The sequence below is a fragment of the Brachymonas sp. KE5 genome (assembly GCF_057773645.1).
In genome coordinates this window covers 902,059-925,941 of sequence record NZ_CM173463.1, presented here as the reverse complement: position 1 = coordinate 925,941, position 23,883 = coordinate 902,059, and the positions used below count along the sequence as shown (strand labels likewise).

The 23,883-nt window shown below is 64.6% G+C and carries 19 protein-coding genes; 1 reads left to right on the top strand and 18 read right to left on the bottom strand.

What is annotated here, in order from left to right; all coding sequences use genetic code 11:
- Nucleotides 1–31 precede the first annotated feature (31 nt).
- From putA to rpsB, 17 genes are all read right to left on the bottom strand, one after another.
- On the bottom strand, nt 32–4,045 hold the full coding sequence (gene putA, locus ACX36O_RS04380) for a trifunctional transcriptional regulator/proline dehydrogenase/L-glutamate gamma-semialdehyde dehydrogenase (protein WP_488360104.1): 4,014 nt from the start codon (nt 4,043–4,045) through the stop codon (nt 32–34).
- A 195-nt stretch (nt 4,046–4,240) separates the two neighbouring features.
- The gene (locus ACX36O_RS04375; RefSeq protein ID WP_371686540.1) at nt 4,241–5,017 is read right to left on the bottom strand and encodes a TrmH family RNA methyltransferase; all 777 of its coding nucleotides are present in this window, start codon (nt 5,015–5,017) and stop codon (nt 4,241–4,243) included.
- Nucleotides 5,014–5,673: a ribonuclease HII gene (gene rnhB / locus ACX36O_RS04370; RefSeq protein WP_371686541.1), complete on the bottom strand. Its 660-nt coding sequence runs from the start codon at nt 5,671–5,673 to the stop codon at nt 5,014–5,016. Before rnhB ends, ACX36O_RS04375 begins: the two co-directional genes overlap by 4 nt.
- On the bottom strand, nt 5,645–6,808 hold the full coding sequence (gene lpxB / locus ACX36O_RS04365; RefSeq protein ID WP_371686542.1) for a lipid-A-disaccharide synthase: 1,164 nt from the start codon (nt 6,806–6,808) through the stop codon (nt 5,645–5,647). The genes rnhB and lpxB overlap by 29 nt, the downstream gene beginning before the upstream one ends.
- Nucleotides 6,809–6,822: 14 nt before the next feature.
- Nucleotides 6,823–7,611: an acyl-ACP--UDP-N-acetylglucosamine O-acyltransferase gene (lpxA, locus tag ACX36O_RS04360; protein ID WP_213359957.1), complete on the bottom strand. Its 789-nt coding sequence runs from the start codon at nt 7,609–7,611 to the stop codon at nt 6,823–6,825.
- Between the two features lie 19 nt (nt 7,612–7,630).
- A complete protein-coding gene (gene fabZ, locus ACX36O_RS04355; RefSeq protein ID WP_250130975.1) occupies nt 7,631–8,080 on the bottom strand; it encodes a 3-hydroxyacyl-ACP dehydratase FabZ in 450 nt (149 codons plus the stop codon).
- Nucleotides 8,077–9,078: a UDP-3-O-(3-hydroxymyristoyl)glucosamine N-acyltransferase gene (gene lpxD / locus ACX36O_RS04350; protein WP_371686543.1), complete on the bottom strand. Its 1,002-nt coding sequence runs from the start codon at nt 9,076–9,078 to the stop codon at nt 8,077–8,079. The genes fabZ and lpxD overlap by 4 nt, the downstream gene beginning before the upstream one ends.
- A 66-nt stretch (nt 9,079–9,144) precedes the next feature.
- Nucleotides 9,145–9,702, bottom strand: a complete 558-nt coding sequence (locus ACX36O_RS04345) for an OmpH/Skp family outer membrane protein (RefSeq protein WP_371686544.1) — start codon at nt 9,700–9,702, stop codon at nt 9,145–9,147.
- Between the two features lie 2 nt (nt 9,703–9,704).
- Nucleotides 9,705–12,167 carry an outer membrane protein assembly factor BamA gene (gene bamA / locus ACX36O_RS04340; RefSeq protein WP_371686545.1) on the bottom strand — a complete coding sequence of 821 codons (2,463 nt, stop codon included), beginning with the start codon at nt 12,165–12,167 and terminating at the stop codon, nt 9,705–9,707.
- A 50-nt stretch (nt 12,168–12,217) separates the two neighbouring features.
- On the bottom strand, nt 12,218–13,579 hold the full coding sequence (rseP, locus tag ACX36O_RS04335) for an RIP metalloprotease RseP (RefSeq protein WP_213359944.1): 1,362 nt from the start codon (nt 13,577–13,579) through the stop codon (nt 12,218–12,220).
- On the bottom strand, nt 13,576–14,790 hold the full coding sequence (gene ispC, locus ACX36O_RS04330; protein WP_213359941.1) for a 1-deoxy-D-xylulose-5-phosphate reductoisomerase: 1,215 nt from the start codon (nt 14,788–14,790) through the stop codon (nt 13,576–13,578). Before ispC ends, rseP begins: the two co-directional genes overlap by 4 nt.
- A 14-nt stretch (nt 14,791–14,804) precedes the next feature.
- Complete coding sequence (locus tag ACX36O_RS04325) at nt 14,805–15,641, bottom strand: phosphatidate cytidylyltransferase (RefSeq protein ID WP_213359932.1); 837 nt, start codon at nt 15,639–15,641, stop codon at nt 14,805–14,807.
- Nucleotides 15,635–16,363 carry a polyprenyl diphosphate synthase gene (gene uppS / locus ACX36O_RS04320; protein ID WP_213359927.1) on the bottom strand — a complete coding sequence of 243 codons (729 nt, stop codon included), beginning with the start codon at nt 16,361–16,363 and terminating at the stop codon, nt 15,635–15,637. Before uppS ends, ACX36O_RS04325 begins: the two co-directional genes overlap by 7 nt.
- A 44-nt stretch (nt 16,364–16,407) precedes the next feature.
- Nucleotides 16,408–16,968, bottom strand: a complete 561-nt coding sequence (gene frr / locus ACX36O_RS04315) for a ribosome recycling factor (protein WP_213359924.1) — start codon at nt 16,966–16,968, stop codon at nt 16,408–16,410.
- Nucleotides 16,969–17,012: 44 nt separating this feature from the next.
- Nucleotides 17,013–17,735, bottom strand: coding sequence for a UMP kinase (gene pyrH / locus ACX36O_RS04310; protein ID WP_213359922.1), 723 nt, complete (start codon nt 17,733–17,735; stop codon nt 17,013–17,015).
- Between the two features lie 111 nt (nt 17,736–17,846).
- Nucleotides 17,847–18,734 carry a translation elongation factor Ts gene (gene tsf / locus ACX36O_RS04305; RefSeq protein WP_213359916.1) on the bottom strand — a complete coding sequence of 296 codons (888 nt, stop codon included), beginning with the start codon at nt 18,732–18,734 and terminating at the stop codon, nt 17,847–17,849.
- A gap of 108 nt (nt 18,735–18,842) precedes the next feature.
- Nucleotides 18,843–19,592 (bottom strand): 30S ribosomal protein S2, encoded by a 750-nt coding sequence (gene rpsB, locus ACX36O_RS04300; protein WP_213359914.1) that lies wholly within the window; start codon nt 19,590–19,592, stop codon nt 18,843–18,845.
- A gap of 188 nt (nt 19,593–19,780) precedes the next feature.
- Between rpsB and ACX36O_RS04295 the strand changes: the two genes are divergently transcribed.
- Nucleotides 19,781–21,460, top strand: coding sequence for an NAD(P)H-hydrate epimerase (locus ACX36O_RS04295; RefSeq protein WP_213359912.1), 1,680 nt, complete (start codon nt 19,781–19,783; stop codon nt 21,458–21,460).
- Nucleotides 21,461–21,478: 18 nt separating this feature from the next.
- Here the strand turns inward: ACX36O_RS04295 and rnr are convergent, their stop codons facing one another.
- The gene (rnr, locus tag ACX36O_RS04290) at nt 21,479–23,872 is read right to left on the bottom strand and encodes a ribonuclease R (RefSeq protein ID WP_213362638.1); all 2,394 of its coding nucleotides are present in this window, start codon (nt 23,870–23,872) and stop codon (nt 21,479–21,481) included.
- Nucleotides 23,873–23,883: the final 11 nt, after the last annotated feature.

Genomic DNA, 23,883 nt, shown 5'->3' with positions numbered 1-23,883 from the left:
GACGCACCGCTGTGCACCGGAAAATGCCGACTCAGGCCATCGTCATGAGCTGGGCGTTGCCGCCTGCGGCGGCAGTATTCGTGCTGATGCTCTGTTCGTGCACCAGCGCCGAAAGGGTGTAGCCATGGCCGGCAGCGAGTTCGTCGCTGCGGCGGCTGTCGATACGGACCAGGTTGCCGTCGCGCGCTGCAACACGCATGCCGACTTCCAGCAGGGCATCGCCGTCACCTTCGAACAGCAGCGCCTGCATGGGGGTGGCATTATCCGTCAAGGCATCGGCGTTTGCGGCAGCGATCCATCCGGATAGCTCCGGAATCTGCAGCAGCGCGGTCAGGCTGGAGGTGACCTCGTCCGACGGCGCCGGCACGACGCGGCAATGGTTGCCCGTGGCATAGGCGGCGGCAAGCTGGTGCACCAGGCCGAGCGCAGTCTGTGGCATGGCCCAGACGTCGCCCCGCGGCAGCAGACGGTAGCGGTTGCTTTCGCCGGTCGGGCCGGGCAGCAGTTCACTGTAGCCCAGGCGCGAAGCGGTGGCGGCGCTCTCGCATGCCTGCAGGGCGGCGTCACGATCGTGCGCGGGCAAGCCCGTGATCTGGCCGTTGGCGATAGTGCGCTGCAGTGCGGCCAGGGCACCTTCCTGCGCTGCGGCTTCCGCACCTTTGGAAGCGGTCTGTGTTGGCAGCGCGTCCAGATCGGCATGCGCATCGCTGGCCTGCACCAGACGGTACAGATAGAGCGGACCACCCGCCTTCGGGCCGGTACCGGACAGGCCCATGCCGCCAAAGGGTTGCACGCCGACGACTGCACCAATCTGGTTGCGGTTGACGTACAGGTTGCCGGCATGCACGCGCTGCGTCATGCGCTCGATGGTTTCGTCGATACGGCTGTGCACGCAGAAGGTCAGTCCGTAACCGGTGGCGTTGATGCCGTCCACCAGCGCATCCAGCTCGTCGCGCTTGAAGCGCAGCACGTGCAGCACCGGGCCGAACACTTCACGCGTCAGGCGCTCGACGCTGTCCAGCTCGATGATGGCCGGACGCACGAAGTGGCCCTGCTCCAGGCCTTCGCCACGCGTCACGCGCGTGACGGTCTGGCCTTCGGCTTCCATGCGCTCGATATGCGCCTCGATCTGCTGGCGTGCCTCGGCGTCGATCACCGGGCCCACATCGGTATGCAGGCGGTCCGGGTTGCCCAGCGTCCATTCCTGCAGGGCCTGCTTGAGCATGCCCACGGTGCGATCGGCCACATCGTCCTGCACGCACAGCAGGCGCAGGGCCGAGCAGCGCTGGCCGGCGGAGTCGAAAGCGGAAGCCAGTACATCGGCCACCACCTGCTCGGCCAGTGCGGAGGAGTCCACCACCATGGCATTCTGGCCGCCGGTTTCGGCGATCAGCGGAATCGGCTGGCCGTTGGGCGACAGGCGCTGCGCCAGTTGGCGCGCGATGATGCGGGCCACTTCGGTCGAGCCAGTGAACATCACGCCACCCACTGCGGGACTGGCCACCAGGGCTGCACCCACGGTTTCGCCAGTGCCCGGCATCAGTTGCAGGGCATCTTCGGGCACACCCGCTTCATGCAGGATGGCGACCATGGCCGCTGCCGTCAGCGGCGTCTGCTCGGCAGGCTTGGCGATCACTGCGTTGCCGGCGGCCAGTGCGGCAGCGACCTGGCCGCAGAAGATGGCCAGCGGGAAGTTCCACGGGCTGATGGCCAGCACCACCCCGAGCGGACGGTGTGTGCCGCTGTCGAACTGTGCTGCAGCCTGTGCGCCGTAGTAACGCAGGAAATCCACCGCTTCACGCACCTCTGCAACGGCGTTGTTCAGCGTCTTGCCCGCTTCGCGCATGATCAAGCCGAGGAGACTTTGGCTGCGCTGCTCCAGCAGATCGGCCGCGCGTTGCAGCGCATCGGCACGCAGTTGCGGCGGCGTGCCGGCCCAGATCGGTACCGCCAGAGCGGCGCGTTTCGCGGCGGCGGCCACCTGCTCGGCCGTGGCTTCATGCACCCAGCCCACAGTATCACGCTGATCGGCCGGGTTGCGCACGGCTTGCCAGCCTTCGGACTGCGCAGGCTCTTCGGGAATTTCCACGCCGGCCGGCGCGGCGTATTGAGCTTCCCGCGTGCTGTGCAGCAATGCGGCAGCCAGCGAAGCCAGTTGCTGTTCGTGCGCCACGTTGAAGCCGCGCGAGTTGGCTCGCGCCTGCTCCCCCTGCCCCGCAAACAGGTCCACCGGCAGCGGAATGCGCGGATGCGGTGCGCCCAGCACGCCCTCCTCTTCGGCCAGAGCCTGCACTTCCTGCACCGGATCGGCCACCAGCTCCGACACGGGCACGCTGGCGTCGCCAATGCGGTTCACGAACGAGGTGTTGGCACCGTTTTCCAGCAGACGGCGCACCAGGTAGGCCAGCAGTGTCTCGTGGCTGCCGACGGGTGCATAGATGCGACAGGGGCGGCCCAGTTTGCCGTCTCCCACCAGACCGGTCACCTGCTCGTACAGCGGCTCGCCCATGCCGTGCAGGCACTGGAATTCGTACTGGCCGCTGTAGTAATTGGCACCCGCCATATGGTAGATCGCCGCCAGCGACTGCGCGTTGTGCGTGGCGAATTGCGGATAGATGGCATCCGGCACCGCCAGCAGCTTGCGCGCACAGGCCAGATAGCTCACATCGGTATAGACCTTGCGCGTGTACACCGGATAGCCGGCCATGCCGTCCACCTGGGCGCGCTTGATCTCGCTGTCCCAGTAGGCGCCCTTCACCAGCCGCACCATCAGGCGACGGCGCGTGCGGCGCGCCAGATCGATCAGGTAGTCGATCACCTGCGGACAGCGCTTCTGGTAGGCCTGCACCACAAAGCCGATGCCGTTCCAGCCCATGAGCGCCGGCGCCGCACACAGCGCCTCCAGCAGGTCCAGCGACAGCTCCAGGCGGTCCGCCTCTTCCGCATCGATGTTCATGCCAATGTCGTAGCGCTTGCACAGCTCCGCCAGATGCAGCACACGCGGCAGCAGCTCACCCATCACGCGGTCATACTGCGCACGGGTGTAACGCGGATGCAGCGCCGACAGCTTGATCGAAATGCCCGGCCCTTCGAAAATGCCGCGCCCGGCCGATGCGGCGCCAATCGCATGGATGGCCTGTTCGTAGTCACGCAGATAACGCTTGGCATCGGCTTCCGTCGCCGCTGCCTCGCCCAGCATGTCATAGCTGTAGCGAAAGCCCTTCTTCTCGAACGGACGGCTGTTGGCCAGCGCCTCGGCAATGTTCTGACCGGTGACGAACTGCTCGCCCATCAGCTTCATGGCACGGTGCACGCCCTGGCGGATCAGCGGCTCGCCGCCCTTGCCGATCACGCGCGTCAGCGCCGCGGACAGGCTCTTCTCGCTGGTGGTGCTGGTCAGCTTGCCGGTAATCACAAGGCCCCAGGCCGCCGCATTCACGAACATGGACGGCGAACGGCCCACATGGGCACGCCAGTCGCCGTGGCTGATCTTGTCGCGGATCAGCGCATCTCGGGTCGCGCGGTCAGGGATGCGCAGCAAGGCTTCGGCCAGACACATCAGGGCCACGCCTTCCTGGCTGGACAGCGAAAACTCCTGCACCAGCGCGGCAACGCCACTGGTTACCGGCGCATCGCGCAGACCCTGCACCAGCTGGCTGGCCAGGCGCTGCACGGATGCCGCCTGCTGCACATCATCGGCACGGGCCATGGGCAGCAGCACCGGCAGGCACTCCGGTTCCGGGCGATGCCAGGCGGCGGTGATGGCGGCGCGCAGCGGCGTTTGCGGCAGTATGCCCTGGGCAAACTCCAGAAAAGGTTGCACCTCTTCAGGCACCGCGGATGCCTCCGGTTGCACCCCCTCTTCCTGGCCGCCAGCGCCTGCGTGCGTCAGGTGAATCACCTGCTGCCCCCGCTCCAGCGCCTCCACATACTGCACGATGGCCTGCTTCACCAGCCAGTGCGGCGTGCGCTCCATGCCCTGCGCCGCATTGCGGATGCGTTCGCGCAGGGCATCGTCCACCTTGATTCCCATGGTGCTCGCCATGTTTCGTCCTTTCATCGCTTGCCGATAAAGGTTGCACCTTTTGTGAATTGAGGTGCAACCTTGAATGGGCTGCGATGATACTTCTGGCAACAGCGAATCAGCCTAGGGTATTCCCTAGAAGGAAAAAATGGCCATCTTCCCCGAATGAGCAAACGCGCTGGAGCAGGATAACCCTATTGAAGGAAGGCAGTTTAATCAGGCCAGATTCGCCAAGCAGCTGGCATGCATGCAGATGGCAGCCGCAGCCGCAACGTTGAGCGACTCCTCGCCACCAGGCTGGGCGATGCGCAACAGCATGGCAGCGCGCTGCACCAGAGCCTCCTGCACGCCCTGTCCTTCGTGGCCCAGCACCCAGGCGCACGGAGTTGGCAACGCCGCTTCGTGCAAGGGAGTACTGCCCTGAAGATGCGTCACCAGCAACGGCACACGCAGCGTTGCGATCTGCTCCAGCGTCAGACCTTCGTGCAGCTGCAGGCCGAAATGCGCGCCCATGCCGGCGCGCAGCACCTTGGGCGACCAGAGTGCCGCCGTCCCCTTGAGCGCCAGCACCTGCTTGAAGCCCAGCGCACTGGCACTGCGCAGGATCGATCCCACGTTGCCGGCATCCTGGATGCGGTCCAGCACCACGCTGTTCACGTCCGGTGCAAAATCCGCCTGCTGCTCGGCCTTCCACTCCAGCACAAAGCCCATGGTGGCAGGCGATTCGAGCGTGCTGACCTGGGCAAACAGGCCATCCTCCAGCACCGCAACGCGCTCCGCACCGGCATACCAGGACTCCGGCAACTGTCCCCAGGCGCGCGCCGCAATCACGGCCCAGGCGGGCCGCAAGCCCCGCTCCAGCGCTGCGCGGCACAAGTGGTCGCCCTCGACCCAGATCTGCCCCTGCTTGCGATAGGCAGCCGGATCCTGCGCCAGCTTGCGCAGCTGCTTCACCAGCGCATTGTCGCGTGCGGAAATCTGCACCACCTTCATGCACGCACCTCTTGCTCGGCAACCAGCACCACGCCCTCTCGCACCACCATTGCCACCGGCGCAAAGCTGCGTCGGTGGTAGGGTGTGGCGCCCAGCGTGCGCAGCGCCTGCAGGTGCTCGGCGGTGCCATAGCCCTTGTGACGCTCGAACCCATAGCCGGGATACAGCTGCTCGATCTCGCAGCACCAGCGGTCCCGCGTGACCTTGGCCACGATCGACGCCGCCGAAATGGCTGCCACCGTGGCATCGCCCTGCACAATGGCCTCGGCCCGCACCCTCAGCTCCGGAATCCGGTTGCCATCCACCAGCACCTTGTGCGGCAGCAGGCGCAGGCCTTCCACGGCGCGGCGCATGGCCAGCATGGTGGCCTGCAGGATGTTGAGCTGGTCGATTTCCTCTACGCTGGCCTGTCCGATGCTGCAGCACAAGGCATTGGCCAGGATGGCGTCATAAAGCTTTTCGCGCCGCGCTGCCGTCAGCTGCTTGGAATCCGCCAGCCCCTTGATCGGCTTCTGCTCGTCCAGAATGACGGCCGCAGCCACCACCGGTCCGGCCAGCGGACCACGGCCAGCCTCGTCCACCCCGGCAACGAGGGCACCGGGAGCATCCCAGGGCAACAGCCCCTGCTCAGCGGGAGAGAACCTGGGCGATCGCATCGGTAGCCAGTCTGGCAGTATCACGCTGCAGCACGTGGTGCAGCTCGGTAAATCGGGCGCGCACGGCAGCCGCGCGGGCCGGCTGGTCCAGCCAGTCGCTCACGGCAGCCGCCAGCGCGCGTGGCGTCGCCTGGTCCTGCAGCAGTTCGGGCACGACAAAATCCCGGCACAGGATGTTCGGCAGCCCCACCCAGGGCTGCAGTTGCTTGCGCCGCATCAGCAGTGCCGACACCGGATGCATGGCATAGGAAATCACCATCGGGCGCTTGAACAGCGCCGCTTCCAGCGTGGCCGTGCCGCTGGCAATCAGCGTCACATCACAGGCTGCCAGTACCGCATGCGACTGCCCCTTGACCACCTGCAGCTGGCCCTCCATGCCCTGCTCGCGCACCAGTTGGCGCACGCGCTGGTACTGCGCAGGCACGGCCGGCAGCACGCACTGCAGGCCTGGGCGCTGCTTCTGCAGCAGCTTCGCTGCATCCAGGAAGCGTGGTGCCAGATATTGGATTTCCGAGCCGCGGCTGCCCGGCAGCAAGGCCAGCACCTCGCCCTGCTCCGGCAGGCCGAGCGCGCGCCGCGCACCCGCCTGATCGGGCTCCATCGGCAGCGTATTGGCCAGCGGGTGCCCCACATAGGTACTGGAAATACCGTGCCGCGCCAGCAGATCCGGCTCGAACGGGAAAATGCAAAGCACATGGTCGGCCGCGCGGCGGATCTTGTGTACCCGCTCCGGCCGCCAGGCCCAGATGGACGGGCAGACGAAATGCACCGTGCGCACTCCGGCGCTGCGCAGGTCTTCTTCCAGTCCGAGGTTGAAATCGGGCGCATCCACGCCGACGAACAGATCCGGCTTGCGTGCCAGCAACTGCTGGCGCAGCTCGTTGCGGATCTGCCAGATGCCCGCCACCCGGCGCAGCACTTCGAAACTGTAGCCGTGCACCGCCAGCGCCTCGCTCGGCCACTGGGCGACAAAGCCCTGCGCCTCCATCTGGGCGCCGCCAATGCCGCGCGCCTGCAGATGGGGCCAGCGCTGGCGTGCGCCCTGCAGCAGCAGGCTGGCCAGCAGATCGCCGGATGCCTCGCCCGCCACCATGGCGAACTGCAAGCCGTCATTGGCAGCAAAAAACTTCGGCATGTCGCCCCGGCTGATCAGCGCACGATGCCGCGGCGCGACGCAGCGAGGAAATCGCGCATCAGCTGCACGTCGGCAGTCGCTTCGGGATGTTCGGCCTCGATGCCGCACAGGGCTTCCAGCGCCTGTTCCAGCGTCAGGCCCGCACGGTAGATCTGCCGGTACATGGCCTTGACCGCCGCAATGCGCTGCGGGCCGAAGCCGCGACGGCGCAGCCCTTCGACGTTGAAGCCACGCGCCGCCGCCGGATTGCCATCGGCCATGATGAAGGGCGGCACATCCTGGCTGATGGCCGACGAAAACCCCACCATCGCATGCGCACCGATCTTGACGAACTGGTGCACGCCCGACAGGCCGCCGATGATCACCCAGTCACCCACATGCACGTGTCCGGCCAGCGTGGCGTTGTTCGCCAGAATGGTCTGGCTGCCCAGCTGCACATCGTGCGCGATATGCACATAGGCCATGATCCAGTTGTCATCGCCAATGCGCGTGCAGCCGCTGTCCTGCGCGGTACCGGTATTGAAGGTACAGAACTCGCGCACCGTATTGCGGTTTCCAATCTCCAGCCGGGTCGGCTCGCCCGCGTACTTCTTGTCCTGCGGTGCGGCGCCGATGGAGCTGAACTGGAAGAAGGTATTTTCCTCCCCGATCGTCGTATGCCCCTGGATCACACAATGCGCACCGATCTTGCTGCCACGGCCGATGCGCACATCGGGGCCGATCACGGCGTAGGGACCCACTTCGACATCCGCAGCCAGTTCGGCCGCGGGATCGATCAGCGCGGTAGGGTGAATGAGGGTCATGCCTCTGCCTTTCTCCGGATCAGGACTCGATCTTGCGGATGGTGCACATCAGGTCGGCCTCGCACACCAGCTCGCCATCGACGGTAGCCTTGGCGTGGAACTTGTAGATGCCGGCGCGGGCACGCTCCATGGTCGCTTCCATCACCAGTTGGTCACCCGGCTCAACCGGACGCTTGAAGCGGGCATTGTCGATGCCGACGAAGTAGTACACCACATCCGGCGCCAGTTCGTCGCCCTCGGGGATCATGGACAGCAGCGCAGACGTCTGAGCCAGCGCCTCCAGCATCAGCACGCCCGGCATCACCGGACGATGCGGAAAATGGCCGACGAAGAAAGGCTCGTTGATGGTGACATTCTTCAGCGCCTTGATGCGCTTGCCATCCTCGAGTTCAAGCACGCGGTCCACCAGCAGGAAGGGATAGCGGTGCGGCAAGCGCTTGATGACCTGGTGGATGTCCATCGATTTCATTGTTGTTGTTCCGAAAGTTGACGTTCTAGGGTGCGGACACGCTCGCGCAGCCTGGCAAGCTGGCGAACCACCGCAGCATTCTTTTCCCAACTCGCATTATCGTCGAAGGGAAAGTGTCCCGAATAGGTGCCGGGCTTGAGAATCGAGCGCGAGACAAAGGTGGTGGCCGACACGTTGACGCCCTTGACCAGCCGGCTGTGCCCCATGATGTTGGCGGCGCCGCCGATGGTGACGCCTTCCTCCACCGTGGTACTGCCCGCAATGCCGGCATTGGCGGCCATGGCCACGTTGCGGCCCAGATGCACGTTGTGCGCGATCTGGATCAGGTTGTCGAGCTTCACGCCGTCCTCGATCACGGTATCGTCGATCGCGCCGCGATCCACGCAGGTGTTGGCGCCGATCTCCACATCATTGCCGATGCGCACGGCGCCAAGTTGCTCGATCTTGGTCCAGCCGCCACCCTTGACCGGCGCAAAGCCGAAGCCATCGGCACCGATCACGGCACCCGGATGGATGATGCAGCGCTCGCCCACGCTGCAGTATTCACTCAGCTGCACGCGCGATTTCAGCCAGCTGTGCGCACCCACGCGCGCGCCGCGCTCGACCACGCAGAGCGGACCGATAATGGCGGTTTCGTGCACCTGCGCCTCGGGGTGCACCACCGCACTCGGATGAATATGGTGCTCCGGCGCGGGGCGGGTACGTCGCTTCCACCACTGGGTGAACTGCGCATACCAAGCATAGGGATTGTCGGTCACGATGCAGGCGCGACCCTGCTTGCTGGCCGCCTCCAGCATGGCCGGTGCCACGATCAGGCAGGCAGCCGGGGTAGTCTGCAGCAGATCAGCAAAGCGCGGATTGCTCAGGAAGCTGATGCTGTCGGCCGTGGCATGCTCCAGTGCGGCAATGCGCGCCACGCGGATGTTGCCATCTCCGTGCAATTCACCGCCGCAGGCCTGCATGGCCTCGACAATCTCCTGTACGCTCACATCCACCATGGCTCTCTCCTGAAACATGAAAAAAAGGCGCCAAGGCGCCTTTTGCGGTAGCCAGCCTGCGCTACCTTACTTGCCGGCATTGAGGGCGGCAATGACCTTGTCCGTAATATCCAGGCGACGGTCCACATAGACGGCCTCCTGCAGGATCACATCGTAACGCTCGGCCTTGGCCACCTGGATCACCACGCGGTTGGCACGATCCAGCAGTTGCTGCAGCTCTTCGTTCTTGCGGTTGTTCAGGTCTTCCTGAAACTCGCGGCGCTTCTGCTGGAATTCGGCATCCTGCGTCATCAACTGGCGCTGGCGCTCGGCACGCTGCACCTCGGACATGCGGGGAGCGTCCTTCTCAAACTGGTTCATGGCCTTCTGCAGGCTTTCACCCATGCCCAGCAACTGCTTTTCGCGGCTCGCAAACTCCTGCTTGAGCTTGTTCTGCGCATTTTGCGCCGCATTGGTCTCGCTGAACAGGCGATCCGTATTGACGAAACCGATACGGGTGCCAGCCACCGCGACCGGCTCGGCAGCAGGTGCTGCCACCTGTGCCTGAGCCGCGCAACCAAACAACGCAGCCGACGACAGCAGCAGCGCTGCACTCAGGGCGGAGGGAGAAAAACGGGACTTCATGGTCAGAACGTAGCGCCAATCTGGAATTGAACCTTCTGCAGTTTATCACCCGGGTACTTCTTGAGCGGGAAACCGAAAGCCAGACTCAAGGGACCCATGGGCGACAGCCAGCGAATGCCAGCCCCCGCCGATACACGCACCTTTTTGGCATATTGGTTCACATCAACGGTTTCACCGTCCACACTGGTATAGACCGGATTGTAAGCGCCCGCACGATCGGAATAAACATTGCCTGCGTCCAGGAAGCCAAACATCCGGAGCGTTTTCTCATTACCGGCACCTGGGAAGGGGGTGATCATTTCAAGGTTCACGTTGAATGTCTTGTTGCCACCGACCGAATAAACACCTCCATCCCAAGCCTTGTTTTTCGGGCCAAGAGAACCTTGGTCAAAACCTCGCACCGAGCCCAAACCGCCGGAATAGAAGTTCTTGAAGAACGGGAACTCCTTGTTGCCCAGACCCTTGCCATAGCCCAGGTCCGTATTGAAGGCGAGCGTGAACTGCTTGTTCAAGGGGTAATAGTACTGGAAGCGATAGTTGGCCAGCGCATATTTGAGGTCTCCGAACGGGCTCACAGCCGCACTCACTCGCTGGTACATGCCGGTCGTTGGCGCCAATGAGCTGTCGCGGGAATCACGCGACCAGCCAATCGTCAAGGGCACCCCGTACGCGCTGGTCTTGCAGTTCGCAGCGATGTACTTCTTGTCGTCGTCGCTCAAAGGCGTGCTGAACGTTCCGGAGTTGCAGGTATTTTCTGCCAGGAACTGCCATTGCTCATTGGTCAACTTGTTTTCAACGGCAATCGTGGATGCATTGCCCGGCTGGATCTTGTATTGCTCGAAGCCACCGCCGAAATACACGGTATCACGTTCGGTAAACGGAATCCCGAATGCCAGATTGCCACCCAATTGCTGAATGCGGTAGTCATAGGAACCGCTACCCTGCGAAGCGTAGGGCTCGGCGCGGCTGTAGAACGCATTGAACGTACGCGACACGCCATCCGTCGTGAAATACGGATCCACCGATGTGATGGACGCCGAGCGGTTGTACTTGCTGGTATTGATCTCTGCAGACAGCGACTGGCCGGAGCCGAAGATGTTGTCCTGGCTCACGCCGGCGGACAGGGACACCTTGTCCGTCGAGGAGTAGCCGGCACCGATCTGCAGCGAGCCGGTGGGGCGCTCCTTCACCGCCACCGTCAGGTCGGCCTGATCGGAAGTACCGGGCACCGGAGTGGTGTCCACAGTGACTTCGTTGAAGTAGCCCAGGCGGTCCACGCGGTCGCGCGAGCGCTTGATCTTGTCGGCGTCATACCAGGACGACTCGAACTGACGCAGTTCGCGGCGGATCACCTCGTCACGCGTCTTGGTGTTGCCAGCCACGTTGATGCGGCGCACATAGGCGCGCTGGTCGGGGTTGGCGGCAAACACCAGCGCCACCTGCTGGTTCTCGCGGTCGATGGACGGCTGCGGCGTGATCTTGGCAAAGGCGAAGCCGTAGTTGCCGAAGCGGTCCGTCATCGCCTTGACCGTTGCTGCCACATCGTCCACCTTGTAGGGCTCGCCCGGCTTGACCTTGACCAGCGACTTGAACTCGTCTTCCTTGTCCAGGAAATTGCCTGCCAGCGATACGCCGGACACCACATATTTGGGACCTTCGGTCACGTTGACGGTGATGTCGATGTCGCGCTTGTCGGGAGACAGGGCCACCTGGGTCGAATCCACCTTGAATTCCAGGTAGCCGCGGTTCAGGTAATAGCTGCGCACGGCTTCCAGATCGCTGTTGAGGCGCTGCTGGGAGTATCGGTTGGACTTGGTGTACCAGGACATCCAGCCGCCGGTATCCTGCTCCATCTGGCCACGCAGCGTGGACTCGCTGAAGGCCTGGTTGCCGACGAAACGGATGCTGCGGATGCGGGCGGAAGCGCCCTCATGCACGGTGAAGTTAACGTTGACACGGTTGCGGTCGATGGGCGTGACGGTGGTCACTACCTCGGTGCCGTAGAAGCCCTTGTTCTCGTACTGGCGCTTGAGTTCCTGCACGGCCAGGTCTTCTGCCGCCTTGTCGAAGGGACGGCCGGCGCCAATGCCTGCTCCGGCCAGGCCGGCCAGCACCGTCTTCTTGTCGAAGGCATTGAAGGACGTCAGCGTCACCTCGTTGATGGTCGGGCGCTCCTGCACCACCACCACCACGTCGCCACCACGCGTCTCGACCTTGACATCGCTGAACAGGCCGAGGCTGTACAGCGCGCGAATGGCAGCGGAGCCCTTGTCATCGTCGTAGGTCTCGCCCACTTTGACCGGAATGGAGGCAAACACGGTGCCGGCATCGACCCGCTGCAGGCCTTCGACCTTGACGTCCTTCACGATGAAGGGAGTGACAGCCCACGCTGCATTGGCGAGGAAACCCAGACCCACGACGGCAGCAATGGCGGTGTGGCGGAAAGGCAGGGAGGTTCGCTTCATGAATATCGCTTGTATTGGTTCAGGCATTGGCCGCAATCCGCTTGCGGGCACTAGGTGCCCAGCACGCGGGTGAGATCATTGAACAGGGCTATGCCCATGAGACCGATCAGAATGGCCATTCCGATCTGCTGCAGGCGCTGCACAAACGCGTCAGGCACAGCCCGGCCCGTAGCAGCTTCCCACAAATAATACATCAGGTGACCACCGTCCAAGATCGGGATTGGCAACAAATTGAGTACGCCCAGGCTCACGCTGATCAGGGCGAGGAACGCAATATAGGTGGCCAGGCCCGCCCGTGCCGAGCGACCGGCATAGTCGGCGATACTGATCGGACCACTCAGATTCCTGAGCGAGGCTTCTCCCACCACCATGCGGCCCAGCATGCGCAGACTGAAAGCCGCCATGTCCCAGGTGCGCTGCAGGCCGTGCTTGGCACCATCGACGGCGCCCAGACGCACGGTCGTCATTTCGGGGGGCGCGCCCAGAAAGGCGCCGATACGGCCCACGCTGACACCTTCCTGCTGCACGGCTTGCGGGGCAACGGCAATCTCGAGCAGTTCACCGTTGCGGCTCACCTGCCAGAGCTGCCGCTTGCCGCCGGTTTCGGCACGAACCAGACGGCGCAGCTCGGCCGCATCCTCCACCGGCTTGCCATCGACACGCAGTACGCGGTCACCGACCTGCAGGCCGGCACGCTCCGCCGGTTCGCCCGGCACCATCTCGCCGACCAGAGGCGGCATGAAAGGGGCAGCTATGCCGATCCGCTCCAGCGTCCCGGCATCCACATCGCTCAGGCCGGCCTGCTGCATGGCCAGCACATGCGTGCGGATGGAATCACTGCCCTGGCTGGCCTGCAATTCGACATCGCGTCCCTGCAAGGCGGCCTGCGTCAGCTCCCACTGCAGCGTTCCGAGCGAACGGACGGGCTGCACCTCCTGTGCTTCGTCATCGAGCCAGCGCAGGGAGACGATGCGGTCGCCGCTGCGCAGGCCGGCCTTGTCGGCCAGGCTGCCCACAGCAGGCTGCGCGATCACCGGACTGACTTCGCTCATGCCATACCAGGCCAGGCCCGAGTAGATCAGCACGGCCAGCAGCAGGTTGGCCAGGGGGCCGGCCGCGACGATGGCGATGCGTTTCCAGACAGACTGGGTATTGAAGGCGAGGTGGCGCTGGTCGGCCGGCACGGGCGCCTCCCGCTCGTCCAGCATGCGCACGAAGCCGCCCAGTGGCAGTGCTGCCACGGCGTACTCGGTGCCGCTGCGCGGGCTGGTCCAGCTCCAGAGCGGCTTACCGAATCCGACAGAAAACTTGAGCACCTTCACGTCACAGGCACGCGCCACGCGGTAATGGCCGTACTCATGGATGGTGATGAGCAGCCCCAGCGCGACGAGGAAGGCCAGCAGCGTGATCATGTCTGCAGCTGCTGCACCAGCCGGTCAGCCAGCGCGCGCGATTGCCCATCCAGCGCCAGCAGGTCGTCCAGCGATTGCGGCGAGGCAAATTGCGATTGCTCCAGCGTGGCAGCATTGATCTGGTAGATCTGGTCAAAGCGGATGCGGCGATCCAGAAAGGACGCCACCGCCACCTCGTTGGCAGCATTCAGCACCGCCGTGCTGCCCGGTTGCGCCTTCAGCACCTGCCATACCAGCGGCAGACAGGGGAAGCGCTCCGGATGGCCGTGCTGGTCCACCGCCTCGAAGGTCATGGCCGACAGGCTGGCGAAGTCCAGCGCCGCCGCCCCGCTCGCGATGCGCTCCGGCCAGGACAGGCCATAGGCAATCGGCACACGCATGTCGGGCGTGCCCATCTGCGCCACGATGGAGGCGTCGCGATATTGCACCATGGAATGCACGATGCTCTGCGGGTGGATCACCACGCCCATGCGCTCGGGCGGCATGCCGAACAGGTAGTGCGCCTCGATCACCTCGAGCGCCTTGTTCATCATGGTGGCGGAATCGACCGAAATCTTGCGACCCATGCTCCAGTTGGGATGGGCACAGGCCTGCTCGGGGGTGACGTCCCTGAGCACAGCCGGGTCGGCCGTGCGGAACGGCCCGCCGGAAGCGGTCAGGATGATTTTTTCGACGCGCTGCTGCCAGGTGGCCGGATCTTCTGGCAACGACTGGAAAATGGCGGAGTGCTCGCTGTCAATCGGCAGCAAGGTGGCACCTCCCTGCTCCACCGCATCCAGGAACACGCGGCCACCGACGACCAGCGCCTCCTTGTTGGCCAGCAGCAGGCGCTTGCCGGTACGCGCTGCCGCCAGACAGGGCGCCAGCCCGGCGGCACCCACGATGGCGGCCATCACGGCATCCACATCGGGATGGCTGGACACATCCACCAAACCCTGCTCGCCACTGAGCACCTCGACAGCCAGGCCATGCGCCTTGCAGGCCCCGCGCAGCGCCTGCGCATGCGGCTCGGAAGCCATCACCGCATAGCGGGGCACAAAGCGGCGGCACAGCTCCAGCATCTTGTCGGTCTGGGTGGCGGCGCTCAGCGCGAACACCCGGAACTGCTCCGGATGGCGGGCGATCACGTCCAGCGTATTGGTACCGATGGAGCCAGTGGCGCCGAGAACGGTGACTTGTTGCGGGAAGGAAGAAGGAGAAGACGGAGTCATGCGCACAGGCCGGCTCATGCCAGCCACAGGGTAACGGTCAGGGCCAGTGGCAGTACCGGCAGCAAAGCATCTATCCGGTCCAGAATGCCGCCATGGCCGGGCAGCAGCTGGCTGCTGTCCTTCATGCCCATACTGCGCTTCATCAGGGACTCGACCAGATCGCCCACCACGCTCATGGCGGTGAGGGCTGCCACTACCAGCAGCAGCACCGCAATACCGGCACGGCCTGCCACATCGGCATGGAAATTGGCTACCGGCAACTGGGTGCAGACCAGCGCCAGCACCAGTGCGCCGGCCAGACCGCCGTACACGCCGGCCCAGCTCTTGCCGGGGCTGATGGAAGGTGCCAGCTTGCGCTTGCCGAAGGCGCGGCCGGCGAAATAGGCAGAAATGTCGGCCGCCCAGGCCAGTGCCAGCACCGAGAGCAGATACCAGACGCCGAAACGGCCATGCAGCTGCACGGCCGCCAGCCAGGAGGCGCACAACACAAACAGACCCATGGCCAGACGCAATGGCGTCGGGATGCGCTGCCAGACGGGAACCCCCGCGCGCAACAGCCAGGGAGCCAGCCCCAGCCAGGCCAGGCTGGCCAGCGTCACGAACAGGCGCACCCCTTCGGAGGCACTGGCATGCCAGCCCCAGGAGGTCATCAGGGCACAGGCTCCGGCTGCCAGCACCGCACTTGCCCAGCACAGGCCGGACTGGCAGCCACTCAGGCGCGCCCATTCCCATGCGGCGGCGGCCATGACCACGGCCATCAGCAGGCCGAAGGCAGCCTCGACCGGCGCAAACAGGGCTGCCAGCAGCACCAGCAGCAGCAGGACGGCGGTGATGACGCGCTGCTTCAGCATGCGCTGTCCTGCTGGACCTGCTCGGAGGTCTGGCCGAAGCGGCGCTCGCGCGCGGAGAAATCGGCGATGGCACGGTCCAGCGCCGCCTCGTCGAAATCGGGCCAGAGCGCCTCGGTGAAATGGAATTCGCTGTAGGCGGACTGCCACAGCAGGAAATTGCTGATGCGGAATTCGCCGCCGGTACGGATCACCAGATCGGGATCCGGCACATGGTGCAGCGCCATGGCGCCGGACAGCGAGGCTTCTGTCATCGGCTCGCCCCGCGCGGCCAGAGTGGCAGCGGCCTGGGCAATGTCCCAGCGGCCCCCATAGTTGAAGCAGACGTTCAGGATCAGGCGCTGGTTGCCCTGCGTGGCGCGCTCTGCCTCATCCAGGCCCTGACGCACGCCGTCGGACAGGCCGGTGCGTGCGCCCACGAAATGCAGTTGCACCCCGTCTGCATGCAGCTGCGGCACCTCGCGTGCCAGCGCCTTGCCGAGCAGTTCCATCAGGCCGGAGACTTCATCCTCGGGACGATTCCAGTTTTCGGACGAGAACGCAAACACCGTGAGCACCTGGATGCCTCGAGCAGCACAGGCGCGCACGCAGCGCTTGAGGGATTCGACACCCTGGCGGTGGCCCGCCAGGCGGGGCATGAAACGCTTGCGCGCCCAGCGACCATTGCCATCCATGACGATGGCGACGTGGTGCGGCACGGAAGCAGGCAGAGGGGGCTTGCGCATCGGTCGTTACCGGTCGTGCCGCCAGCGGAGGCCGGCGGCAGGCCTTACACGGCCATGATGTCCTGTTCCTTGGACGCAACCAGCTGGTCAATCTCCGCAATTTCCTTGTCGGTGATCTTCTGCACGTCGGCTTCGCTGCGCTTCTGGTCGTCTTCGGAGATTTCCTTGTCCTTGACCAGCTTCTTGACGGCTTCGTTGGCGTCACGGCGCAGGTTGCGGATGGCGATCTTGGCGTTTTCGCCTTCGTGACGCACGATCTTGGTCATCTCGCGACGACGTTCCTCGCTCATGGGCGGCATCGGCACGCGGATCAGGTCGCCCATGCTGGCGGGGTTCAGGCCCAGGTCGCTCTCGCGGATGGCCTTCTCGATCTTGGCACCCATGGGCTTTTCCCAGGGCTGCACGCTCAGGGTGCGCGCGTCGATGGCGGATACGTTGGCAACCTGGCTCAGCGGCACCATGGAGCCGTAGTAATCGACCAGCACCGTATCCAGGATGGCCGGGTTGGCGCGGCCGGTACGGATCTTGGTCAGGTTGTTCTTGAACGCGTTGATGGACTGCTCCATCTTGGTCTGCATGTTTTTCTTGATTTCGGCAACCGACATGACTTCTCTCCAGATGACTGATTTCGCTGCAAACGGCGGAATGTTCAAATATATACCAGTGTGCCTTCGTCTTCACCCATGACCACACGCTTGAGCGCACCCGGCTTGAAGATGGAGAACACCTTGATCGGCAGTTTCTGGTCGCGGCACAGGGCGAACGCGGTGGCGTCCATGATGCCCAGATTCTTGGCGATGGCTTCGTCGAATGTAAGCTTGTCATAGCGGGTGGCCGACGGATCCTTCTTCGGATCGGCAGTGTACACGCCATCGACCTTGGTGGCCTTGAGCACCAGCTGGGCGCCGATTTCGGCACCGCGCAGCGCAGCGGCCGTATCGGTGGTGAAGAAAGGGTTGCCGGTACCGGCAGCAAACACCACGACCTTGCCCTCTTCCAGGTATTGCAGCGCCTTGGGGCGCACATAGGGCTCGACTACCTGCTCGATGGAGATGGCGGACATGACGCGTGCCGTCAGGCCCACGTTGTTCATGGTGTCGGCCAGGGCCAGGGAGTTCATCACCGTGGCCAGCATGCCCATGTAGTCAGCCGTGGCGCGGTCCATGCCGGCGGCGCCGCCTGCCATGCCGCGGAAGATGTTGCCGCCACCGATCACCACGGCCACCTCGACGCCGAGCTTGCTCACCTCGGCCACTTCATTGGCCATGCGCAGGATGGTGTCGCGGTTGATGCCGTAGGCATCGTCGCCCATCAGGGCCTCCCCGGAGAGCTTGAGCAGTACGCGTTGAAAGGCGGGTTTTTCTGTGGTCATGGCAATCTCCTGGGATGATGGTAACGGATTGGGAAAAAAGGAACAGGCGAAAAAAAGGCCGCGGAAGCCGGGTGCATGCACCCGTTTTCCGAGGCCCTTGCGGGGATGCGATCAGCCCTGCTTGGCAGCTGCCACCTGGGCGGCCACTTCAGCGGCGAAATCGTCCACCTTCTTCTCGATGCCTTCGCCCACCACGTACAGGGTGAAGCCCTTGACGGTGGTGTTCTTCTCTTTCAGCATCTGCTCGACGGTCTGCTTGTCGTTCTTGACGAAGGGCTGGCTCAGCAGGGCCACTTCCTTCAGGTACTTCTGCACGGAACCTTCGACCATCTTGGCGGCGATGTCGGCCGGCTTGCCGGATTCGACGGCCTTGGCGTTGGCCACGCTGCGCTCGCGCTCGATCAGCTCGGCGGGAACGTCGGCGCTGGACAGGGCCACGGGCTTCATGGCGGCCACGTGCATGGCGACGTCCTTGGCGGCGGTTTCGTCACCCTCGAACTCGACGACCACGCCGATGCGGGTGCCGTGCAGGTAGGACACCAGCTGGCTGCCTTCGAAATACTTGAAGCGGCGGAAGCTCATGTTCTCGCCGATCTTGCCGATCAGGCCCTTGCGCACTTCTTCCAGCGTGGGGCCGAAGCCGTCCTGCTCGTAGGGCAGCGCGCCCAGGGCTTCGACGTCGGCGGGGTTGTTCTTGGCGACCAGGTCGGCAGCGGCCTTGACCAGGGCCAGGAAGCTGTCGTTCTTGGTGACGAAGTCGGTTTCGCAGTTCACTTCGACCAGCGAGCCCTTGTTGCCTTCGATGGTGCTGGCAACGGCGCCTTCGGCGGTGATGCGGGCTGCCGCCTTGCCGGCCTTGCTGCCCAGCTTGACGCGCAGGATCTCTTCGGCCTTGACCATGTCGCCGTCGGCTTCGGTCAGGGCTTTCTTGCATTCCATCATCGGGGCGTCGGTCTTGCCGCGCAGTTCGGCCACCATGCTTGCGGTAATTGCTGCCATCTGTAGTTCTCCGTATTCAGTTGGGTTCGTTCGACTGTACTTACAGAAAAGGGGCACAGTGCGCCCCTCTTCCCTTATTGTGCCTTATGGGCGTGGCAGTGCCGTGACTCAGGCGCTGGCTTCGTCCACTTCGACGAATTCGTCGTCGCCTTCGGACACGGCCTTGACCACGTCGTTGACGGCGTTGGCACGACCTTCCAGGATGGCGTCAGCCACACCGCGGGCATACAGGGCCACGGCCTTGGCGGAGTCGTCGTTGCCGGGGATCACGTAGTCGATGCCGTCGGGGTTGTGGTTGGTATCGACCACGCCCACCAGCGGGATGCCCAGCTTCTTGGCTTCGGACACGGCGATCTTGTGGTAGCCAACGTCGATCACGAAGATGGCGTCAGGCAGGGCGTTCATGTCCTGGATGCCGCCGATGTCCTTTTCCAGCTTTTCCAGTTCGCGGGCGAACATCAGCTGTTCTTTCTTGCTCATGCTGTCCAGACCGGCTTCCTGCTGGGCTTTCATGTCCTTCAGGCGCTTGATGGAGGTCTTGACCGTCTTGAAGTTGGTCAGCATGCCGCCGAGCCAGCGTTGCTCGACGTAGGGGACGCCGGCGCGCTGGGCTTCAGCAGCGACGATGTCGCGGGAAGCGCGCTTGGTGCCGACCATCAGGATGGTGCCACGGTTGGCAGCCAGCTGACGCACGAACTTCATCGCTTCTTCGTACATCGGCAGGGTCTGCTCGAGGTTGATGATGTGGATCTTGTTGCGGGAACCGAAGATGAAGGGGGCCATCTTGGGGTTCCAGAAGCGGGTCTGGTGGCCGAAGTGAACGCCGGCTTCCAGCATCTCACGCATATTGGTAGACATAGAGTTTCTCCAGAGGTTGGGTCTAAAATTCCGCTACGTTTGCCTGCACGGCGGCAGCTGGCTGGAAAGCGCAACTGGCAGCAGGCAACACCCGGATCAGCGGATTTGCGATTTGCTTAGCAGGGCATGGCAGGGCGCCATGTGCAAAGCCGCGAAATTATAGCACGCCCATACACAGCCGGATAGTCATGACAGGCAGCCCCACCCTCTCCTTCCCGCCAGCGCGCCTGCATCTGTCGGCGCGCGGCCACACCCTGCCCTTGCACGATGTTGCCGCAACACGCCGTGTGGAACAGCGGCATATGACGCTGCTGCCTCCTCATGCGCTGATGCAGCGGGCCGGCCTCGCTGTGGCGCGGGTGGCGCTGGCGGTTGCGCCGCATGCCCGCACGATCTGGATTGCCTGCGGGCCGGGCAACAACGGCGGCGACGGACTGCAGGCCGGTGCCTGGCTGCAGGCGCAGGGCAAGCAGGTGCTGGTGACCCTGCTGCAGCAGCCGGATGCCCTGCCGGACGATGCGCGCGCCGCATACAGGGATGCCGTGGCGGCCGGCGTGCGCTTCGTGGACCGGGCGCCTGCCTTGCTGGCCCAGGATCTGTGCATCGACGCCCTGCTCGGCATCGGCGCCAGCCGGGCGCCGAGCGCTGCGATGCAAACCTGCATAGCCGCGATGCGGCGTGCGCCTTGCCGGACACTGGCGGTGGATATTCCCACCGGCCTGCATGCCGAAACCGGCCACTGGCTGGATGGTGGCAGCGCGGAGCAATGCGTGCATGCCGACCATACCGTGACCCTGCTGACGCTGAAACCGGGGCTGTTTACCGGACACGGGCGGGATGCGAGCGGGGTGTTGTGGTTTGACGGGCTGGGAACAGCGCCGGTGAATGCGCCGCACGCTGCGGAAGCCACGGCCTGGCTGTATGGCGCGCAGTTGTCTGCTGAAGAAGCTCCGGCGCCGATTCCTGAAGCGCCGCATGCCAGCCACAAGGGCAGCTTTGGCGATGTCTGCATCGTGGGCGGCGCGGCCGGCATGACGGGCGCTGCCTGGCTGGCGGGCAGTGCAGCCCTCCATTCGGGCGCGGGGCGTGTCTATGTGGGGCATCTGGGTTCGGAAGCTGGCTACGGCTGGCCGGAACTGATGCCGCGGCAGCTGCCGGATGTGTCTGCTCTGGAACGCTTGCCACGGGCTACCGCAACCACGGCTTGTGGCTGCGGCGGAGGCGCTGCCATTGCGGAGTTTCTGCCCGCCCTGCTGGAGCAGTGTCCGCGGCTGGTGATCGATGCCGACGGCCTCAATGCGCTGGCCGCAGATTCCAGCCTGCAGGCGCAATTGCGCAGACGCGCCGGCCGGCAGCAATGGACGGTACTGACGCCTCATCCTCTGGAAGCCGCCCGGCTGCTGGGCATTCGGGCACAGGAAGTGCAGGCCAATCGCATGGCTGCCGCTGGCGAACTGGCTGAACGTTTCCAGTGCGTGGTGGTGCTGAAGGGCTCGGGCACCCTCTGCGCCGCACCGGCAGTGAGCGCTGCCCCCTCCCATGGCAGTTCCACCTGCTTCATGGAAATGGCGGAACTGGTTGATCCGATGGCGTCCGCCCCGCTGCCGACGCTGCATTACGCCGGCAATGCGCGGCTGGCGACGGCAGGCACTGGCGATGTGCTGGCGGGATGCCTGGCGGCTTGCTGGGCGCAACTGCACCAGGCCAGCGAGGACGTGGTCGGCACAGCACTGGCGCAGCGCGCCGCCAATGTCGCTGTGCATCTGCATGGCTGGCAAGCCAATGCCTGGCAAGACGAAACCACGCTGACCGCCTCGGCACTGGCTGCCAGGCTGCCGCGCTACGCAGGCACCAGCCGCGAAGCCTGAAGCCAGCGGCCAGGCCGCTCAGGCCTTGCGTCGCTTCGAGGGCTTGGCCGCTGCGCTGCGCGAGGCGCCGTCGGCGCGCGCTCCGCTCGCCGGACGCGAAGCCGTCCGGCCACGCGCCTGTCGACGTGCTTCCTGCACCGGGGAAGCTGACCGGGTACTGCGTGTCGTGCGCTTGCGCGGTTGCCAGACGGTTTCCTCTTCAACCCCGGTGCCGGCCGCTTCCACGGCACCCGCCTCGTCGTCCTCCGGAGATTTCGCGGCCTCGGCGCTGCGCTTGGCATTGCGCTTGCGCTGCGTGGCGGTTTCGCCCGTCAGCGCGCCTTCGCCAGCGCGCACCAGGCGGAAGTCGATACGGCGGCCATCCAGGTCGACGCGAATCACCTGCACCTGCACGCGGCTGCCCAGGGCAAAGCGCACCCCGGTGCGTTCGCCGCGCAACTCCTGGCGCGCCTCGTCGAACTTGAAGTAGTCGCCTCCCAGTTCGGTGATGTGCACCAGGCCCTCGACATACATCGCATCCAGCGTGACGAACAGGCCGAAGCTGGTGACGGTGCTGACCACGCCGCTGAATTCCTCGCCGAGGAAATCGCGCATGTACTTGCACTTGAGCCAGGCCTCGACGTCGCGGCTGGCTTCGTCGGCACGGCGCTCGTTGGCGCTGCAGTGCAGGCCGGCAGCTTCCCATGCCTGCACTTCGGCGCTGGCCTTGCGCGGTTTCTGCGTGGGCGCCTTCACGCGGGCGGCAGCCGTTTTTTCGAGGCGACGCGCCAGTTTGGCATGGGCCTCGCCCGGTGTCGGCAGGGCCGGCAGCACGTAGCGCTCGTTGTTCAGGATGGACTTGATGACGCGGTGCACCAGCAAGTCAGGGTAGCGGCGGATCGGGCTGGTGAAATGCGTGTAGGCGTCGAACGCCAGACCGAAGTGGCCGCTGTTTTCCGGCGTGTAGATGGCCTGCTGCATGCTGCGCAAGAGCATGGTGTGAATCTGCTCGGCGTCCGGGCGCTCCTTGGTGGCCTCGGCAATGGCGGCGAACTCGCGCGTTTCCGGCTCGTCGCTGATGCCCAGGGGCACGCCCATGGTACGCAGGTAGTTGCGCAGGGTTTCGACCTTCTCGGGCGTAGGCCCCTCGTGCACGCGGAACAGGCCGGCGCGCTTGTGCTCGCCAATGAAGTCGGCCGCACACACGTTGGCCGCCAGCATGCATTCCTCGATCAGCTTGTGCGCATCGTTGCGCACGCGCGGCACGATCTTCTCGATGCGGCCGTTCTCGTCGCAGACGATCTGTGTCTCGACCGTATCCAGATCGACGGCACCGCGGCGCTCGCGCGACTTGAGCAGTGCCTTGAACACGCCATGCAGGTTGAGCAGATCATCGACGCGATGCTTGAACTTGCGTGCTTCCAGCCCCTTGGTGTTGGACAGGATGGCCGCCACCTGTGTGTAGGTGAGGCGTGCGTGGCTGAACATCACCGCCGGATAGAACTGGTAGGCGTGCAGTTCGCCCTCTTCCGTGATCAGCATGTCGCAGACCATGCACAGCCGGTTGACTTCGGGGTTGAGCGAGCACAGGCCGTTGGACAGTTTCTCGGGCAGCATGGGAATCACGCGGCGCGGGAAATAGACGCTGGTGGCACGGTCGTAGGCGTCGATGTCGATGGCATTGCCGGTCTGCACATAGTGGCTGACGTCGGCAATGGCGACCAGCAGGCGCCAGCCCTTCTTCGCGGATTTCCCCCGGCCCGACAGCACGGCGGGCTCGCAATACACGGCATCGTCGAAGTCGCGCGCATCCTCGCCGTCGATGGTGACGAGCGGGATGTCGGTAAGGTCGACACGGCCCGGCAGGTCGCCCGGCTGCACCGTGCTGGGCAGCGCCTTGGCCTGTTGGAGGCAGGCATCGGAAAAGATGTGCGGTACGCCGTACTTGCGCACGGCGATCTCGATCTCCATGCCCGGGTCGTCAACCTCGCCCAGCACCTCCTTGACGCGGCCAACGGGCTGGCCATAGAGCGCGGGCGCCTCGGTCAATTCGACCACCACCACCTGGCCGGGGCCGGCAGTAGCGGTGGCATCCTTGGGAATCAGCACATCCTGGCCATAGCGCTTGTCTTCGGGCGCAACCAACCAGACGCCGTTTTCCTGCAGGAGACGCCCGATGATGGGCTGCTTGCTGCGCTCGATGATCTCCACCACGCGCCCTTCCGGGCGGCCACGGCGGTCGAGTCGCGCGATACGCACCTTGACGCGGTCCTTGTGCAGCACGGCGCGCATTTCGTTGGGCGGCAGATACACATCGGGCCGGCCGTCATCCGGAATCACGAAGCCGTGCCCGTCGCGGTGCCCCTGCACCACACCTTCAATTTCTTGGTCAAAATCTTTTTCTTGATTTTGTTTTTTTGCGGAATTCTTGATACAATCACCTT